The 17,934-nt window shown below is 67.0% G+C and carries 11 protein-coding genes and 1 other RNA gene; 7 read left to right on the plus strand and 5 right to left on the minus strand.

Translation table 11 applies throughout. The features are described 5' to 3' along the window. Positions 1–122: 122 nt before the first annotated feature. The 3 genes from J7396_RS19520 (at position 123) to J7396_RS19530 (ending at position 3,330) form a co-directional block, all read left to right on the plus strand. A complete protein-coding gene (locus J7396_RS19520; protein ID WP_014088886.1) occupies positions 123–998 on the plus strand; it encodes a LysR family transcriptional regulator in 876 nt (291 codons plus the stop codon). A 190-nt stretch (positions 999–1,188) separates the two neighbouring features. Continuing rightward, positions 1,189–1,587, plus strand: a complete 399-nt coding sequence (locus J7396_RS19525) for a BlaI/MecI/CopY family transcriptional regulator (protein WP_008572904.1) — start codon at positions 1,189–1,191, stop codon at positions 1,585–1,587. A gap of 3 nt (positions 1,588–1,590) precedes the next feature. Continuing rightward, complete coding sequence (locus J7396_RS19530; RefSeq protein ID WP_209261953.1) at positions 1,591–3,330, plus strand: M56 family metallopeptidase; 1,740 nt, start codon at positions 1,591–1,593, stop codon at positions 3,328–3,330. Positions 3,331–3,650: 320 nt separating this feature from the next. On the opposite strand, the gene J7396_RS19535 is transcribed toward J7396_RS19530, so the two are convergent. Continuing rightward, positions 3,651–3,727: non-coding RNA, sX9 sRNA (locus J7396_RS19535), on the minus strand. 740 nt (positions 3,728–4,467) lie between these two features. On the opposite strand from J7396_RS19535, the gene J7396_RS19540 reads away from it, so the two are divergent. Both J7396_RS19540 and J7396_RS19545 read left to right on the plus strand, forming a co-directional pair. Continuing rightward, positions 4,468–5,034, plus strand: coding sequence for a hypothetical protein (locus J7396_RS19540; RefSeq protein ID WP_209261954.1), 567 nt, complete (start codon positions 4,468–4,470; stop codon positions 5,032–5,034). Positions 5,035–5,070: 36 nt separating this feature from the next. Beyond that, positions 5,071–6,252, plus strand: coding sequence for a saccharopine dehydrogenase NADP-binding domain-containing protein (locus J7396_RS19545; protein ID WP_209261955.1), 1,182 nt, complete (start codon positions 5,071–5,073; stop codon positions 6,250–6,252). Positions 6,253–6,389: 137 nt separating this feature from the next. Here the strand turns inward: J7396_RS19545 and J7396_RS19550 are convergent, their stop codons facing one another. Beyond that, entirely contained in the window at positions 6,390–7,175 is a 786-nt protein-coding gene (locus J7396_RS19550) for a DUF1868 domain-containing protein (RefSeq protein WP_209261956.1), read from the minus strand. 10 nt (positions 7,176–7,185) lie between these two features. After that, the gene (locus tag J7396_RS19555; RefSeq protein ID WP_209261957.1) at positions 7,186–9,843 is read right to left on the minus strand and encodes a TonB-dependent receptor; all 2,658 of its coding nucleotides are present in this window, start codon (positions 9,841–9,843) and stop codon (positions 7,186–7,188) included. A gap of 102 nt (positions 9,844–9,945) precedes the next feature. On the opposite strand from J7396_RS19555, the gene J7396_RS19560 reads away from it, so the two are divergent. Both J7396_RS19560 and avrBs2 read left to right on the plus strand, forming a co-directional pair. Continuing rightward, a complete protein-coding gene (locus tag J7396_RS19560; RefSeq protein WP_057682020.1) occupies positions 9,946–11,103 on the plus strand; it encodes an ROK family protein in 1,158 nt (385 codons plus the stop codon). Between the two features lie 142 nt (positions 11,104–11,245). Further along, the gene (avrBs2, locus tag J7396_RS19565) at positions 11,246–13,435 is read left to right on the plus strand and encodes a type III secretion system effector avirulence protein AvrBs2 (protein ID WP_209261958.1); all 2,190 of its coding nucleotides are present in this window, start codon (positions 11,246–11,248) and stop codon (positions 13,433–13,435) included. Positions 13,436–13,923: 488 nt separating this feature from the next. On the opposite strand, the gene J7396_RS19570 is transcribed toward avrBs2, so the two are convergent. Together J7396_RS19570 and J7396_RS19575 are read right to left on the minus strand one after the other, a co-directional pair. Continuing rightward, a complete protein-coding gene (locus J7396_RS19570; protein WP_209261959.1) occupies positions 13,924–15,381 on the minus strand; it encodes a ribonuclease H-like domain-containing protein in 1,458 nt (485 codons plus the stop codon). Continuing rightward, positions 15,378–17,873, minus strand: a complete 2,496-nt coding sequence (locus J7396_RS19575; RefSeq protein ID WP_029818119.1) for a DEAD/DEAH box helicase — start codon at positions 17,871–17,873, stop codon at positions 15,378–15,380. Before J7396_RS19575 ends, J7396_RS19570 begins: the two co-directional genes overlap by 4 nt. Positions 17,874–17,934: the final 61 nt, after the last annotated feature.

Below are 17,934 nucleotides of genomic sequence, written 5' to 3' on the forward strand. Positions count from 1 at the left end.
GCGGCCGGTGTGGTGGTGCTGCTGCCGGTGCGGCCGCCCGGTGGGTAGGGCAACGATATGCCGTTGCACTGCCAGTACGAAGACGCCAGGATGTAGACATCCCGTTTCAGATGTGGAACAGCATGGACCTCAATGCCCTGATCGATTTCTCGCTGGTGGCCGCCAACCAGGGGCTGGGCAAGGCCAGCCGCGCGAGCGGCAGATCGAAGGCGACCTTGTCGCGGCGCATCACCGAGCTGGAGGAACAGCTGGGGGTGCGCCTGGTCGAGCGCAGTGCCCGTGGACTCAAGCTCACCGAGGCAGGACAGCAGTTGATGGAGCGCACCCAGGTGCCGTTGAGCGAGGTGGCCGAGGCGATGACAGCCGCGCGCGAGGGGTTGTCATCGCCGCGCGGCCGCTTGCGCGTGGCGTCCCCGGTGTTGTTCTCCCAACTGGCGATGGGGCACATCGGCGCCGACTTCTGTGCGGCCTATCCGGAGATCACGCTGGAGGTGGTGGCCGAGGACCGCACGGTCGATCTGATGGAAGAGCAGTTCGATGTCGCCATCCGCATCAACCCAAGCCCGGACAGCCGCCTGGTCGGGCGTTGCTTTGCCAAGGACCGGTTGGTGGTGGTGGCCGCACCGTCCATCGCCATGCCGTCTGGCGATGCGGTGCATCCGGTGCCCGGCGTGGTGATGTCCAGCTTCGAGCCCACGACCTGGACGCTGGATGGTGGGCGCCTGGTCCTGGAGCCGATTCCGCGGATGCGGTTTTCCTCGTTCCTGATGGTGCGCGATGCGGTGATTGCCGGTGGCGGCGTTGCGTTGATTCCGCAGTCGATCGCGTGGCAGCAACTCGCACGCGGCCAATTGCTGCAGTGGGGAACGATCTCCGGCGTGGCGCCGGCATTGTGGGTATTGCACACCTCCCGGCGCCTGGCAGCGCCGAAGGTACGCGCCTTCGTGGATTTCATCTGCGCCCGCTATCCGGACGCGTCGTTGGTGTTGAAGGGGTAGGGCGGTGGCGCCGTTCTGTTGAACGTGCGCCAGGTCCGCCAGCGCGTGGCGAACTTCTGCGCGCAAGCGGTTGCCGTGCCATCGGGCCTTGGCAAAGGCACACAGACGCCACGGCCACCCACACGCCCCCCTGCCATCCGACCTATTGACTACAGCTGTCGTCAGGCCTACGGTAGCGACAACTGTAGTCATGGAGAGCGCCATGCGCGGCAAGACCATCGGGGACCAGGAGCTGGCCCTGCTGCAATACATCGAAGAACAGCGGCATGCCAGCGTGGGCGAAGTGGCGGGGGCGTTCGGCGAGCCGCGCGGGCTCGCCCGCTCCACCGTGCTGACCATGATGGAGCGGCTGCGGGCCAAGGGCTTCCTGCGCCGCAAGCAGGTCGAGGGTGTGTACCGCTACAGCGCCACCGCCGGCCAGGACGATGTGGTGCGCGGGGCGGTGGGGCAGTTCGTCGAGAAGACCCTGCAGGGCTCGGTGTCGCCGTTCGTGGCGTGGATGTCGCAACGCGCCGAAGTCAGCGATACCGAACTGGCCGAACTCGAAGCATTGGTTGCCAAGCTGCAATCGCAGCGCAAGGAGGATTGAGTCATGTCGCCCCTGATCGAAGCGGTGTTATGGAAGCTTGGCGCCACCAGCGTGCAGACCGCGGTGCTGGTGTTGGTGGTGTGGGCGCTGTGCCGCGGCGTGCGCCGCCTGCCGGCAGCCACGCAGACCTGGTTGTGGTGGCTGGTGGGCGTGCAGGCGGTGGTGGGCCTGGTATGGAGCAACCCGGTGCAGTTGCCGGTGCTGCCGGCGCACAGCGTGACCACGGCGCTGGGCTCGGCCGACAGCCTGGCGCCACTGGCAAACGCCACCGCCGCGGCATCCACGGCCGCGCATGCAGGCGTCACCGCGCAGGCCATGCAGGTTGGCGCCTGGTCGACCTGGCCGGTGGCATTGCTGGCACTGTGGGCGGCCGGCGTGCTGGTGCTGGCTGCCGGCACGGCGCGCGCCTATCTGCGCAGCCGTGCATTGGTGCGCACCGCGCAGCCCTGCAACGACCGCGCCCTGGTGCAGGCGTTGCAGATGGCTGCTGAAGCGCATGGCTTGTCGCGCCCGCCGGCGCTGCGGTTGTCGGCGCAGATCGATTCGCCCCAGTTGATCGGCCCGTGGCAACCGGTGTTGCTGTTGCCCGCTGCACGCTTGCCGCACATGGCCGATGACGATCTGGACATGGCGCTGACCCATGAGCTGATCCATCTGCGTCGTGGCGATCTGTGGTGGGGCTTGCTGCCGGCGCTGGCGCAGCACCTGTTCTTCTTCCACCCGCTGGTGCATCTGGCCGCGCGCGAATATGCAATCGCCCGCGAAGCCGCCTGCGATGCCGCCGTGGTCGCCGGGCACCGCCATTGCCGCCACGACTACGGCCGCTTGTTGCTGCAACTGGGTGTGGCGCCGCGCCCGCGCGGTGGCGTGGCAAGTGCCTCGCCTTCGTTCATCAGCTTGAAGCGCAGGCTGTCGATGTTGCAGGACACCCACGCGTTTCCGCGGCTGGCTGCCGCGATGATTCTGGCCGCGGTGGCGGTCTGCGGTGTGCTGCCGCTGCGCCTGGTGGCCATGCCGGTGCCGGCACCGGTGACGTCTGCCGGCATGCAGCCGGTCGTGGTGACGGCCCCGGCAGCGCCGCGTGCACAGGTCAGCAGCACGGCGGAGCCTGCCGACGCCGCAGCGCCGATGCGCGCGTTGCCGGCGCTGCCAGCTGCGCCGGCGCAAGTGGCCGCCCCTGCCACGCACGGTGTCATCGCCGATGTGCTGGGCGCCGAACCGCTGCATGACGAGGACGCAGACCCGATAGACAGCGGCTGGAATCTCGACCTGGACCGCATCCGCCGCGATGCCAGCCGTGACGCGCAAGCCGCCGTGCACGATGCGCTCGCTGCCGACAACCACGACCTTGAACTGCAGCAAGACCGCATGCAGGCCGCGCAGGACGCATTGCAGGACGCACGCGAACAACTGGCCTCGCTAGGCCCAGAACTGGCGCAGGCCAAACAGGAAGCGCAACAGCAAGCGCGGCAAGCCGAGCAGCAGATTCGCGAAATGACGCAACAGCATCGTCAGGCGCAATACGCGTATGCGGCCGCGGTGCGCCAGGCGGACGCGCTGTCGCGGCACCAGGTCGAAATGGCCAAGCAGGCCGCTCTTCAGGGCCGCGCCGAGGCCGAACGTGGGCAACGGGAAGCGGCGCAAGCGCAACGCGAGGCAGCGCAAGCGCAGGTCGAGGCCGAAAAAGCGCAAGCAGAGGCAGACCAAGCGCAAGCAGAAGCAGAGCGGGCGAAGAACAACTAGGCGCGATCGACCAGACGGCTGCGCTCACCGTCAGGGGCGCATGGTCGGTACCAGCAGTCGGCATGCACCACGTGCAGGTTCGGGAACGCATCGCTTCTTGGCGCGCGCATTACGCCAGCCGATCGCCATCGCCGACAGCTGTTCGCACCGGTTTGCCGGCTGCCGCAGCAGTCCAGTAAGGAGAACCAGCGCGGCTCGCGGTAGACCGCACGTTACCGCGGCGATGGGGTTCCGTTGGCCACGGAGCAGCAACGCATGGCATGCAGCCCGCTGCACATCCGGCCGTGCACGGCCGGCACACGCGCGGCCGCAGTAACAGCGGAGAACAGAGCGTCGCGAGCAGTCGTCGGGTGGGCGTGGCCAGCGCGATCGGAATCGCAGTGTAGGCGCGGTACATGCCGTTTCAGAGCACCGCCCGGCACCCACCGGGCGGTGAGTGGAGTCACCTTTCGCTGCTTTTCGGCGCAGGTCCCGACGCCAAGCAGCGGCCGGCGCACTGCATTGGCATCGCCTGGGTAACGGCAGCACCTGCATCACCACGGGCCCGCCACAGCCCGGCACTCCTGCGTCACGACGCCTGCAGCGTCGGCAACGCCGTGGCCGCGTGATCGCTGTTTCCATCCGCCTGCGTGCCCTGCGCAGGCGGCACTCAACTCGCTGTGCCTTTCGTGGAGATCTCACATGATCCAGACCACTTCCCCCGTGCTGTGCCTGCGCTCGGCGTTGCTGTTGGCCCTTGCCGCAGTTGCCGGCGGCGCGGCCATCGCACACGCCTCTGCCGTGCCTGCAGTTGCCGGTGTGCGCAGCTCACCTGCTGCACCGGTATTTGCTGGTTCTGCTGCGTCAGCAACAACGCAGCTTGCATACATTGCCGATGTCTTGCCTGTGGATGGCATTGCAACGGTTGCGCCAGTCACGCCGGAGAGTACCGTTGCGCGAACCGTGCCGGTTGTCGCGGCACGGCGCGCGCCTGCGATCGCTCCGCTAGCGCCGGCCGTCTCGATGACGCCTGCGCTTGCCGTCGCCGGTGCCCGGACGGCACCAGCAGCGCCCGCTGCGCCTGCCATTTCTCCAGCGCCACCGGTCGCTCCCGCTGCACCGACTGCAGTTACTGTGCCGGCACGGCCGCGCATGGGCATGCCGACATCCTGCGGCCATGCCATTGCAAACACGCAGAGCCAAGGCGATGCCTACGTGCTGATACATGGCGATCGCGAAGTGATGCACGGCACGCCCGATGATCTGCAGACGGCGCGCCGCTACGCTGGCGATGGAAGACGGGTGTTGTGGTTTCGCGCCGATGGCAAGCAGTACCTGGTGCGCGACCCGACGTTGCTCCATCAGCTGGCCGTGGCGCATCTGCGCAGCCGGCAATTGGCCGACGCGCAAGCCGGGTTGGCCGCACGTCAGCAGGCCTTGAGCGAACGGCAGGCCGCACTCGCCGCGCAGCTGTCTGCGCATGCCGCGCCGCGCCTGCTGCAGGCCTCGACACGCACCGCATCGGCCACGACCTCCACCTCGGCGCAGCCGCCTGCAACCCCCGATGCGCTGCAGGCGTTGTCCAGGCAGCAACAGGCACTGGCGCAACGGCAGGCCGTGTTGGCGAGCAAGCAGGCCGGTGCATCCCGCCTGGCCACGCAGCAGGCATTGAAGGTATTGCGCGAAGCACTGAGAAGCGGGCGCGTGACGCGTATCGACGGTTAGTGGCAGAGTGCCGGCCGCGCAACAGCACAAGCGCAGATGACGGTGCGCGCGCCGATACTGTGCACAGACACAGGCGGCGGGCAGGCCATGACGTATCGGGTAGTGGTGTTGGGCGGCTTCGGTCATTTCGGTGCACGCATCGTGCGTGCGCTGGCGGCAACGGCGCAGATCCATGTCATCGCGGCAGGGCGGCATCCGGGCGATGTCGCGACCAAATGGCCGGGTACCGCACCCGGTCGCATCTCCACCTGTCGCCTGGATATCGATGCCAGCGACTTCCCTGCGCAGCTGGCGGCCACCGGTGCCGATGCGGTGGTGCATACCGCCGGGCCGTTCCAGGGACAGGAGTACGCGGTGGCCCGCTGTTGCCTGCAGGCCGGCATGCACTACATCGATCTGGCCGATGGCCGCGCCTTCGTCCGCGATTTCCCCGCGGCGATGGATGCCGCCGCGCGGCAGGCCCAGCGCGTGGCGATCAGCGGCGCCAGTACCTTGCCGGCGTTGTCCAGCGCGGTGATCGATGCGCTGTTGCCGCGCTTTTCGGCATTGCACGAGATCGGCATCGTCATCGCGCCCGCGCAGGGCACGCCGTTGGGCCTGGCCACGGTGCGTGCGGTGCTGTCGTATTGCGGCACGCCCTTCCACTGGTGGCAGGCCGGCCGCTGGCAGCAGGTGGTGGGCTGGGCGCGCCCCACGCGCGTGCGCTTCGCGCAGCTCGCCCCACGCCTGGCCTCGCCGTGCGATGTGCCCGATCACGACCTGTTGCCGCAGCGCTATCCCGGCGTGCAGACCGTGCAATTTCGTGCGGCGCTGGAAGTGGCGTTCCTGCAGCGCTGCCTGGCCGGCGTCGCCTGGCTACGTCGACGCGGCGTGCCGCTACCGATGCAGCGCCTGGCCGATGTGTTTGCCAACGCCGGGCGCTGGTTCGACCGCTTCGGCACCGATCTGGGCGGCATGCGCGTGGAGCTGCGCGGCACCTGCGATGGCACGGACGGGGCAAGCCGCCCGCTGGTGCTGCACTGGGACCTCACCGCCGCGATGCTGCACGGCCCGGAAATTCCGTGTTTCGCTGCTGTCTTGCTGATACGCAAACTTGCCGCCGGGCATCGGTTGCCGATCGGTGCGCATGCCTGCATGGGGCTGCTGACGCTGGCCGAGTTCGAGCAGGAGTGTGCCGCGTGGCAGATGACCACGGCGGTGACGCAAGCGCACCGGTAGCGGGCGATGCGCAAGACGAGCGCAGCGCCAGGCCTTTGCCGAGCACGCCAGGCGGAAAACCAAGCGCTCTGTGCGCGGCGGGGAGTTCTGAAATACGTGGCCGGCGCACATCGCTGCGCCGCCGACTTCAGGCAACCTCAGACCTCTAGCACCGTGCGAAACGCGTCCATGTCGTCGAACGTACAAAAATGAAAGCGTGGCACCGTGATCGGCCCCGCGGCTGCCAGCTGTGTGAGCCAGCCGCGCACCGCGGTGCGATACGCCGTCTGCTCTGCCGCATCCAGCGTGTCGCACAGGTAGGCCAGCGAAATATGAAACTGGAAGTTGGTGTAGTCGGGGCGCTGCAAACGTGTCAGTTGCATCAGCGCCTGGCGCGCAGCTTCCAGGCGCTGCGCGGTTTGCGTGTCGGCCGGCTTCAACGGAATCAGCAGATTGTCGTTATTGCCGGTCCTGGCTGCGGTGGGGTTGACCAGGAAGCGGCAAGCGCCCAGCGGCGGTGCGGCGCGCTCCTTCAACCGCGCCAGATAGGCCGCGTTGATATCTGCCAAGGCATGGTCGCGCGGAAGATCGCTCGGCCAGGGCCCACGCGCACGATCGATCTCGTTGACCCCGCCCAGCAAGGTCACGTGGTAGCTGCTCGGCGGCAGCACGGCGAACTTGTGGGCAAAGCGCTGCTCGGGGAATTGGCGGTAGATGTTCAGCACGCGGTCGAAGCTGTCGTAGCCATCGCCCTGTTGTTCCAGATGACCCACGAAGGTATTGCCGGCAAACGGCATCGGCCGTCGCGAGCGCAGAAACTTGCGGCCCACATCCGAGGGCGGTGGCGTCATGGCCGGTGTGGCGAGACTGGTGGCCAGCAGCGAGGTGCCGGCGGCAGCCATCAGGCGACGGCGGCTGATGCGTGTGTCCAGAAACGACGACATGGGAAAACCCTCAGAGTTTGACGTTGACGCCGAGCATCACGGTGGGTGCCATTTTCCAGGCCGATTGCACGTATTCCTGGTGGCGGCCGATGCGGTATTCGTAGCCCTGGCCGGTCAGGTTGAGCACATCCAGGCTCACTGCCACTGCCGGCGAGACATCCCAGGCCAGTTTCAGGTCGAGACGGTCCAGCGGCTGTTGGTAGCGGTTGCGATAAAACTCCTGCTGGTTGCTGTAGTTGGGGTAGCGGTCGTCCCACAGCTCGCCGGTACGGCTCCAGGCCAGGGTGCTGCGCAGCGGCCCACGGGCGTAGTTCAGGGTCAGATTCCACAGCTGCTTGGGCTGCTGCGGCAGCACCGACAAGGTGGTGCGGCTGCCATCGCCGAGCACCACCGGGTAGTCCACGTCCAGGAAGGTGACATTGGCACCGACCGACAGCCCGGCCAGCGCGGGCAGCCACGGGCCCAGTTCCTTGATCGCGCCGAGTTCGGCGCCGCGCATGCGGACCGGCCGGTCGGTATTGCGCGGTTGGGTGACCAGCACCTGCTCGCCGTCGATGCTCTGCAGCTGGCCGTAACGGAAAATCTCGTTGTCGATGGTCTTGTGGAACAGCGCGATCGACAGCAGGCTGCCACCGTCGTCGAACGTCCAGTCGTGGCCAAGGTCCAGATTCTGCGAGCGACGCGGCTGCAGGTCCGGGTTGCCCTGGTTGAGCGTGGGCGGGTTGCTGCCCAGCGTGAGCACGCCGCCGTTCAACGCCATCTGGTCCAGGCGCGGTCGCCCGATCGAGCGCGAGGCGCCGAAGCGTAGCGTGCCGTTGGCACTGGTCTGCAACTGGCCGGCCAGCGATGGCAACCAGTTGCGGTAGGTGCGTTGCGCACTGACAGGCGCCCAGACGGTGCCGCTCAATTGCTGGCCGCTGCTGCCGAAGCGGGTCTGCTCCAGGCGCACGCCGCCGGCCAACCGCCAGCGCTCGCCGCGCCACTGTGCTTGTGCGAAGCCGGCGCGCACCTGCTCATCCACGCTGTAGGTGCCGCTGTTCTGCGCGGTGATGTCCGCCACGCCGCGCGCCTGGCCGGACACCGCATCCCAGCGCGCGTCGGCCAGGTCCGGGTCGATGATCAACATGGGCGCATTGCAACCCAGGGCGCAGGTGGCGTTGCCCAGCACATCGGCCAGCGAATAAGGCAACCCGCTCCAGGTCGTGCGCTGGAACGCGGTCTGCATGTGCGTGCGCACCTGTCGCAGGCCAAAGGCCAGTCCCAGCCCCTGGCTGTCTTCGTCCATGTTGCGACGGAGCTCCAGTTGCAGGTCGCTCACCCGTTCGGCGTAGGTCGTGCGCTCCTGCTGGTGGTTGAGGTTGGCGTAACGGGTCGGGTCGTCGGCCAGGGCCGGGTCCAGGGCCGTGAATGCCGGCAGGGTGCCATTCCAATCGAAGCCGTAAGCCAGGCCATTCTGCTGGAAGCGGTCCCAGGTCTGCGGGTTGTCCACCGTGGCGCGCGAGGTGCTTGCGCGCAGCGCGCCGCGCCACTGGTCAGGCAGCTCGGCCAGCAGTTCGCCGTTGATGCCGGACAGCCCGCGCTTCCAGCGCAGCTGCCCCAACTCGACGAGCTGGTTGAGATTGTCCAGCGTGCCGCTTTGCGGGCCGCTGCGGGTCAGGCGCGCGCTGTTCTGCACCTGGGCGACCTGGGCATTGCGGTCGGAAGATTCGTGCTGGTCGAACGTGTAGCCGGACACATGGCCGCTGAGCGGACCATCCGGCTGCCAATCCACGCGTGCGGTCACGCTGCGCCGTTCGCGGGTGTTGTCGTAGTTGTACCAGCGCCGTTCGCTGGGCACCGCCGCGCCGGTGCCGCCATAGGCCGACGACGCGCGCGTGCCGTCGGCGTTGTACCAATTGAGGGCGCCGCCATTTTCCTGCTGCGGCACCGAAATCTCGCGGCGCCAGACGCTGGCCGCCCCCAAAAACGCGAACTGGCCGTCACGCCCGAAGCGCTTGCCCCATTTCAGCTCGCCTTCGCCCACCGGCGTGCGGCCGCCATAGCGGCTTCCCATGAGGTTGGCGCCGCCCTTGGCCGAGGCGGTCAGCAGCCCATCGGGCCGGGCAAAGCCGGTGGCGGTGACCAGATTGGTGACACCACCGATCGCGCCGCCATCGTTCTCCGGCAGCAGCGACTTCACCACATCGATGCGGTCCACGAAGTTGGCCGGCAGCACATCCATCAGCGCCTGGCGGCTACCGATGTCGTTGCTGGCGAAGGCAAAGCCGTCGATCAGCATGCTGTTGTAGTTGCCGTTGAGGCCGCGCACCGTCACATAGCGTGGTTCGCCCTGGTACTCGACCGTGCTCACGCCGGTGACCCGGCGCAGCGCATCGCCCACATTGAAGTCCGGCAGTTGCCCGATGCTGTCGGCGGCGACCGAATCGACGATGGTGGGCGCCGCCTGCTTGGTGGCGATGGCGCGCGTGTTCTGCGACTGGAACGGGTTGCGCACCTGCACCGCGTCCATGGTCAGCGCGTCGCCTCCGCCGGACATGTCGGCGGCGGTGGCGTGCGAGGGAAGCCAGCCGATCAAGGCCAGCCCCAGCGCAAGCGACAGCGCATGCGGAGGCTGTGGCCAAGACGGGGCAATGCGAGTGGGGCGGGAAGGGGGATGCAACAGGCGCATGGCACGATATCAACGTCGGTGGCCCCAACGCAGGGCCGCGGACGGATTAAATTAAGCTGCTTAATTAAAGCAATTATGACAACGACGGACGTTTCGCCCTGCATGCCCTCTTTGTTCGCAAACGCAGCCATTCGTTCGCATTACCGCCGCCGCAGCGATGGGCAGGCCGCCGGTTCCAGCGAGCGCCTGCTGCTGGATCTGATCCGCAGGGCAGGGCAATTCGAGCGTGCGGATCTGCCGCGCGCCAGCGGGCTCAGCGTGCCCGGCATCAAGGGCATCGTCGACCCGCTGGTGGCGCACGGCCTGCTGCAGCTGCGGCCCTCGTTGCGGCGTGGCCGTGGCCAACCGAGCGCGCAGGTGAGCCTGGTGCCGGGGTATGCATACAGCGTGGGGGTGTCGGTGATGGTCGATGGCTTTGCGGTGGTGCTGATCGACTTCGCCGGCCAGGTCCGCGGCATGCGCCAGCTCACGGCCTTCCCGCTGACGCTGGCGGTGGTGCGTGCACAACTGCCGGCCCTGGTGGAGGCACTGCTAACGGCGGCCGGCGTGGATCGGCAGCATGTGTTTGGCGTCGGTCTGAGCATGACTGGCCCGCGCATCGGCGACGGCACCCGGGTCAATCCGCCCTTGTCGCTGGCAGCGGAATGGATGCAGGTGGAGCTGGACCGGTTTGTCGCCGATTGCCTGCAGCTACCGGTCTGGATGGACAACGACGCCCATTGCGCCGCCCTGGCCGAGGCCGTGTACGGCATTGGCCGCCAATCGCCGGACCTGGTGTATCTGTCGATCTCCGACGGCTTTGCTGCCGGCGTGATTGCGGCCGGCAACGTGCGCCGCGGCGCGCACGGCAATGGGGGCGAACTGGGGCGCATCTCGGCCATCACCGGCATGGCGCGGCCAACCCTGGAAAGCCTGCGCCAGGCGCTGGCCGCCGATGGCCACGCGCTGCCGGACCTGCACACCATGCTGCAGCACTACGATGCGGCGTGGCCGCAGATCGATGCGTGGCTGGATGCAGTGGAGCCGACCGTGACGCTTGCGGTGGCGGCGATCATTGCGTTGATCGATCCGCGTGTGATTGTTTTTGGCGCGCGCCTGCCCACCGATCTTGCGCAACGGCTGATCGCCCGCATCGCCTTCGAACCTGCGCCGCGGCGTGGCGTTGCATTGCCGTATCCCACGCTGCAGGTCGGGCAGGTGACGGCGCATGCCACCGTGCTGGGCGCGGCCATGCTGCCGTTCAAGGAAACGCTGTTCTAGCGCACCGCATGCGCGGCGATATACGCGCCAAGTGCTGGCAACGCGTCCAAACAATGCCTGCGCCGCACGCCTGCCAGCGCGCGCAACGCAGGCATCGTTTCGCATCCGGGCGGTACTTTTCGCCTAATTTGCCAATTGTCATATGCCACGCGCTTTACTGGCCGCCCGCCGCGTTTTCGAGGTCATCATGCGTATCGGTCCTCTGCAACCTTCTATCGCGCACACTGCCGCGCCGGCACTACCGACGCACACCAGTGCGATCAGCCCGACGCAGGTGCCGCACATGCCGGGCAACACTCCGCCACTGCGAGAAAGGCCGCGTCGCCGCGCCACCAATATGCCCCCGCTGGTGCCGTTGAACGACAGCGCGATGACCGGCAAGCCGGCCCTGGTGGCGCTCGACAGCGAATTCTCAGAGCAGCGTCTGGCCGAAGTGCAGGCGCGCCAGATCACCGTGCAGACCCTGCAAGCCAAGCTTGCCACGCATCTTGCGCAGGCCGGCACGGCGCTCAAACCCGACAGCATTGCCGCACGCTTTGCCGCCGGCACACTGGAGCCGGTGTATCTGGATACCGCCGCCTTCAATGCCATGTCGCGCGGGCTGCCCGCACGCGCACGTGCGGCCGCAGGCCCGGTGCTGATCGATGCACAACAAGGTCGCATCATCTTCAATCTGCAGCGCGCGTTTGCCCCTGGCGACACCTTCAGCGACGCGGCGCTTGCCGCGCTTGGCAAGCAGTTGAATCTCTCCGGCCACGGGCTGGCAACGCCGAACTGGCTGCAGCCTGCCGCAGGCACGCCGGGGCGGCGCAAGCTGCAGCAAGCCGCGCGCTATCACGGCCACGAGGTGCCGGCCCGCGACGGTGGCGCCGGGTTCTTCAAGGCCAACGACCATCGCCTGCTGGAAGGCAAGCAAGCGCTGTTGCGCAATCATCGAAAATCGCTCGTGCACGACCACTACTTCGAGGCACCCAGCACGCGTGCGTTCGGAAAGGACGTCATGGTGCATCGCGGGCTGTTCGATAATCACGCCGGCATTCCGGAAAACTCGCTGGCGTCCATCGATCATGCCTACGAGCAGGGCTACCGCAATCTGGAGCTGGACGTCGAAGTCAGTTCCGATGGCGTGCCGGTGTTGATGCACGATTTCAGCATCGGCCGCATGGCAGGCGACCCGCAGAACCGATTGGTGTCGCAGGTGCCGTTTGCCGAGCTGCGTGAAATGTCGTTGGTGATTCGCAACCCGTCTGATGGAAACTACGTCAAGACCGACCAGACCATCGCCGGTGTGGAGCAGATGCTGGAGCACGTGCTCAAAAAGCCCGAGCCGATGTCGGTGGCGCTGGATTGCAAGGAAAATACCGGCGAAGCGGTGGCGATGCTGCTGATGCGCCGGCCGGACCTGCGCAAGGCTGCGGCGATCAAGGTCTATGCCAAGTACTACACGGGCGGCTTTGACCAATTCCTGTCCAATTTGTACAAGCACTACCAGATCAACCCGTTGCACTCGCAGGATGCGCCGCGCCGCGCCGCGCTGGATCGCTTGCTGGCCAAGATCAACGTGGTGCCGGTCTTGAGCCAGGGCATGTTGAACGACGAGCGCTTGCGCGGCTTCTTTCGAAGTAATGAGCAGGGCGCCGCGGGGCTCGCAGACACCGCAATGCAGTGGCTGGACAGCTGGACCAAGATGCGCCCGGTGATCGTGGAGGCGGTGGCCACCGACGACAGCGATGCCGGCAAGGCCATGGAAATGGCTCGGACGCGGATGCGCCAGCCGGACTCGGCCTACGCGAAGGCCGCGTATTCGGTGAGCTACCGGTATGAGGACTTTTCCGTGCCGCGCGCCAATCACGACAAGGACTACTACGTTTACCGCAACTTCGGTGAGCTCCAAAAGCTCACCAACGAGGCCTTCGGCGTCAAGCGCACCACGGCCGGCGCGTTTCGCGACGATGGCGAAAGCCTGTTGACCGATCAGCCCGAGGCCGAATTGCTCGCCATCCTGGAAAACCGCACGCTGGCCCGGGGCCATACCGGCAACGAACTCGACGTACCGCCGGAAACGCCCATCGATATCAACCGGGACGCCGAGATCGTGAAGCAGCGAACCCAGCAATTTCAGGCCAGCTCCATCCCCGCCGACCCGAATCACATCGCCGCGGTTCGCGAAGGCAAGCAACACGATCACACCGCAGACATGGTCAATGACCCTGCGGCAACGCGTGCGCTGGACAAGCGCGCCAAAGCGCTTGGTTTGCTGACCGACAAATACCGTGGCGCGCCTGTGACCCACTATCTCAACGAGCAGGCCAGGCAGACCGAGACGGATTGAACCTTCCAAGCTCACCGCTTCGGTTGGCAGGTTGAGCACTTGGGGCGGCATGCAGACGCCCAAGCCACGCTTGGGCAGCGTCAGGGATTGGGAGAGATCACGCGCCTGCACCGGCAAGCCGGCGCCCGGAGCGGTGGGGCGGCCGATCAGCCGCGTTGCAGTGCCCTGCGTGCAGGTGCCGCGGCGTGCGCCGCCGCGTTACCTGCATACGCATCCGACGTTGCCTCCCATCGATTCATCGGTGGAGGCGACTGCGTGGCCTGATCGGAATGACCCGCAGCCGCCTGCGGTGCGCCATCACGGCGTTGCATGTCGTCCACCGCAAGCATCCACCCATGGCTGGCGCGCCATGTGGCTCAACACGCCGCAATGAATGGCCGGACGGGTGGTCGTGGAGTGCACGCAGCGTGCGTCAAGCGCCCTGTCGTGGGGCAAGTCCGGCCAACCTCCTGCCCTGCACTAACTCCCCACTTAAATCGCATGACCGGTCAAGGCGTGCGCGCCAACGTCAGCGCATTGCGCTCCTGCGCGTCCACTGCCACCAGCCGTTGCATCAGTAGCGACAGCGTCACCACATCCTGGTGGTTGTGTTCGGCCACGCGGCGCAGGTTGCGCGCGCTGCCGCCGCGCAGGTAACTCAACCAGGCGGCCGGGGCCTCGGAGCCGGGCAGGTCGTCTTCGCGCACCACGCGCAGCAGTTGCCGTTCGATGGTGGACAGCTTGCAGTTCTCCCAGGTGCCGCGATAGCGCCGGCGCGTGGGGAACAGCAGATCCACATGGTCCAGTGCAGAAATCGGGTCGCCGCGACGTGCCAGGCGGTAGCGCGTCTTCAGCAGCGGGGCGTCGTAGCAGCGGCCGTTGTAGCTGGACAGGACGGTGCGCGGTGTCAGCCAGGTGCGGAACAGATCCAGCATCGCGCTTTCGGCCGCCATCGTGGACATCATCAATTGACGCACGCGCAGGCCGTTGCCCTGCACGGCATCGGCCACCCAATCGGCCACGCCGATCATGAAGGCGCGGGTGCCGGTACCGCCGGCCAGACCGGTGGTTTCGGTATCGAAGAACAGCAGGTCCATCGGGTCGACGGCATCGTCGCGTTTGGCGAAGGCCAGCGAGAGCGCCTCGGTAGGAATCGCCTGTGGCAGGAACGCCTGGATCAGATGCAGGCCGGGCGCGATCTCGTTGCCAGGCAGAGATCGGTCGGTGGATGGCGCGCGGATGGGTGCATGCACCGAAACCGCGCGTTCGCGCAGGCCGATCATCTTGCGCAGGCCGGCGATATCGGTGCGGTGCTGTACCGGTGGTGCCGGCGATATCGATGCGGGCGATGTTGTCGCTGTGCTGCGCGCTGTGGGCCAATGGCGTGCGCTATCCGCATCCGCGGCGATGATTGCATCGACATCGACATTCGTAGGCAGCGCCGGCTTGTGGCGCACATCGTGCTCCACCCACGCAAATACCGATGCCTCGCGCGCAGGCGGTGCAGGCATGGGCGCCTGCAAGGCGCGGCGCGTGCGTGTTGATGCGTCGCGCGCCTCGTTGGGGCGAGCGGCCACGGCGCCATGACGTGCAGCTGCGTTCTCTCGCAGCGGCAAGCCCGCAGTAGGTAACGCGGCGCTGGAGACCGCTGCCCGCTGTGCACGTGTCGGCATGATCGCATCGTCCTTGCGCGCTGCCGGCGTCAGGCCGCCAACCTGACGGCGCAGCAGGCGCAGACGTTCGGCGCTGACGCCCGTGGCATGACCAGGCGCAGGCGTCGTGCCCTGCGTGTGGGCGCCGCAAGCTGGCTGCGCGGCCTCATCGACAGGCGCGGCATCCGCAGCCTGCGCATCGACCGCCGGCGCATCGTGCAGCGCATCGCCATCGTCAGCCTTCGCCGGCGCAGGCACATCCCCCTGCCCGGCCTGACGCCGCAACAAACGCAGCCGGTCCGCACTCACACTCATGCAAGCACGTCCAGCGCCAGGTCCTCGTCCACCTGTGTGGCATGCCGCAATGGCGCATCGGCATCGAACAACAACGCCAGCACCGTCAGCGCCAGCGACTTGGGCGATTCGCCTTTGGCGGCTTCATGTGCGGCCAGCACCGGGCCCACGCAGGCCGGGCAGCCGGCGCTGCAATCGCAACGCCGTACTAATTCGTCCGCGCGCTGCAGCAGCTCGGCCTGGCGCAGCCACAGCGGCTCGCTCAAGCCCACCCCGCCAGGGAAGTTGTCGTACAGATACACCGTGGGCACGAACGCCTGCTGCAATTCCACCGTGGCCGCATCGCCTTCTTCCACGCCGCGCAGTTGCCCACGCCCGGTCTGGTCGGCCACTGCAAACCAGGCGCCGTCGCCATTGCCCACCGCCTTTTGCAGATCGCGCGCATCGGCCATCACGGCGACCGTGGCCACCACGTGCAATGCATAGGCAGCGCCCAGAAATCCATCCAGCGCATCCTGCTTGGATGTAAAGGCTTTGCCCAGCGTGGCCTGCGGCAACTGCCACCATACCGCGGTGGTGTGCAATTCCTGGTCGGGCAGATTCACCGGCCCGTAGCCGATGTTTTCGTGCGTGTAGTAGCGGATCTTCTTATAGCCGGACACGCGCCGCACCACGTGCACTTCGCCGTGGTGGCAATCGCCACGGCCGGCCACGCCGCCGTCGAAGCGGTCCAGCACCTTCAACTTGGTGTAGTCGATGCTGTCGGTGTAGTAGTCCACATGCGTGCGCGTCACGTACGCCTTGCGGCCTTCCCAATCAAGCCGCTCCACCTGGTAGGGCGTGCTCTGCACCATGTGGATGGCGCCTTCGTACAATGTAAGTGCAGCGGCCGAATAATCCACCTCGGCGATGATCTGCTGCTTGCCGTCGCTCTTGTCCACCACCACAAAGTTGCCATCGGCCACCGAGCGCAGGCTCACCGCATTGGCCGGGTAGCTGTCGGCGATCCATTCCCAGCGGTCGCCTTCCTGGTGGATCACCTCGCTTTCGGCCAGCGCTTCCAGGAACACCACCGGGTCGATCGGGCCGAATGGCTCGTCGGCAATGAACGGCAGCTCGAAGGCCGCGCAACGGATGTGATCGAACAGGATCAGCGGTTGGTCCGGTGCGGTACGCGCATGTTCGGGCGAGGCATCGGCAAAGAAATCCGGGTGTCGCACCACGTATTGGTCCAGCGGTTGCGAGCTGGCCACTAGCACGCCCAGCGCCGGTTGCTGGCGGCGCCCGGCACGGCCGAAGCGCTGCCAGGTGGCCGCCACGCTGCCGGGGTAGCCGTTGAGGATCACCACGTCCAGTGCGCCGATATCCACGCCCAGTTCCAGCGCCGAGGTGGAAATGATGCCGTCGATCGTGCCGGCACGCATCGCACGCTCCACCTCGCGCCGCTCGGTGGGCAGATAGCCGCCGCGGTAGGCGCGAATGCGTGCCGGCTTGCGCGGGTCGTGGTCGAAGATGTCCTTCAGATACTTGGTCAGCACTTCCACCATCAGGCGCGTCTGCGCGAACACCAGCGTCTTCAGGCCGCTCTTGATGGCAATGCGCGCGATGCGGTTGCTCTGCGAACGCGCCGAGGCACGCAGGCCCAGATCCGCATTGACCACCGGCGGGTTCCACAACAGCACATGCTTGTCGCCGGTGGGCGCGCCCGATTCGGTGATGGCATGCACTTGCTCTTCGATCAAGGCCTGCGCGTGCGCGTGCGGGTTGCCGATGGTGGCCGAGCACAGGATGAATTGCGGGGTGGCGCCATAGAACGCGCAGATGCGCTTGAGCCGGCGCAGCACATTGGTGACGTGGCTGCCGAACACGCCGCGATAGGTGTGGATCTCGTCGATCACCACATAGCGCAGGTTCTCGAAGAACTGCGCCCACTTGGTGTGATGCGGCAGGATCGCCTGATGCAGCATGTCCGGGTTGCTCACCACGATGTCGCCATGCAGCCGGATCGCCTGGCGCGCATCGCCGGGCGTGTCGCCGTCGAAGGTGAAGGCCTTGACCCCCAGCTCGCCGGCGCGGTTCAACTCCAGCAGCTCGGCCACCTGGTCCTGCGCCAGCGCCTTGGTCGGGAACAGGTACAAGGCCTTGGCGCCGCTGGTCATCGCCGCGCTCACCACCGGCAGCGTGTAGCACAGCGATTTGCCCGAGGCGGTGGGCGTCACGATCGCCACATGCTCGCCGCGCTGTGTCGCTGCCCAGGCATCGGCCTGGTGGCTGTAGAGCTGGCTGATGCCGCGCGCCTGCAGCGCATCTGCCAATGCGGCCGGCACATCCTCCGGGATCGGCGCGTAACTGCCGTCGCGCCCGGGGATGGTGAAGCTGCCGGTGATGCGGTCGTGGTAACGCCGTTCCAGGCGCTGCGTGAGCAACGCGCCGTCGCGGCTGGGCCGGCCGTCGGTGGTGGCCAGCGCGCGTTCGGCGGTTTCGGTGCGGGGAGCGAGGGCAAACGGAGGCATACGGCAAGGGCTCCCAAAGAGGGAGATCAAACGAAAAGGATGTCTCAGGGTATGAGACCGG

The organism is Xanthomonas sp. A1809 (genome assembly GCF_017746015.1).
Lineage (GTDB): Bacteria > Pseudomonadota > Gammaproteobacteria > Xanthomonadales > Xanthomonadaceae > Xanthomonas > Xanthomonas euvesicatoria.

Excerpts from the sequence above, each read along its gene's own strand:
- J7396_RS19520 (WP_014088886.1), top strand. The coding sequence starts at position 123 with ATGGACCTCAATGCCCTGATCGATTTCTCGCTGGTGGCCGCCAACCAG.
- J7396_RS19525 (WP_008572904.1), top strand. The coding sequence starts at position 1,189 with ATGGAGAGCGCCATGCGCGGCAAGACCATCGGGGACCAGGAGCTGGCC.
- J7396_RS19530 (WP_209261953.1), top strand. The coding sequence starts at position 1,591 with ATGTCGCCCCTGATCGAAGCGGTGTTATGGAAGCTTGGCGCCACCAGC.
- J7396_RS19540 (WP_209261954.1), top strand. The coding sequence starts at position 4,468 with ATGCCGACATCCTGCGGCCATGCCATTGCAAACACGCAGAGCCAAGGC.
- J7396_RS19545 (WP_209261955.1), top strand. The coding sequence starts at position 5,071 with ATGACGGTGCGCGCGCCGATACTGTGCACAGACACAGGCGGCGGGCAG.
- J7396_RS19550 (WP_209261956.1), bottom strand. The coding sequence starts at position 7,175 with ATGTCGTCGTTTCTGGACACACGCATCAGCCGCCGTCGCCTGATGGCT.
- J7396_RS19555 (WP_209261957.1), bottom strand. The coding sequence starts at position 9,843 with ATGCGCCTGTTGCATCCCCCTTCCCGCCCCACTCGCATTGCCCCGTCT.
- J7396_RS19560 (WP_057682020.1), top strand. The coding sequence starts at position 9,946 with ATGCCCTCTTTGTTCGCAAACGCAGCCATTCGTTCGCATTACCGCCGC.
- avrBs2 (WP_209261958.1), top strand. The coding sequence starts at position 11,246 with ATGCCACGCGCTTTACTGGCCGCCCGCCGCGTTTTCGAGGTCATCATG.
- J7396_RS19570 (WP_209261959.1), bottom strand. The coding sequence starts at position 15,381 with ATGAGTGTGAGTGCGGACCGGCTGCGTTTGTTGCGGCGTCAGGCCGGG.
- J7396_RS19575 (WP_029818119.1), bottom strand. The coding sequence starts at position 17,873 with ATGCCTCCGTTTGCCCTCGCTCCCCGCACCGAAACCGCCGAACGCGCG.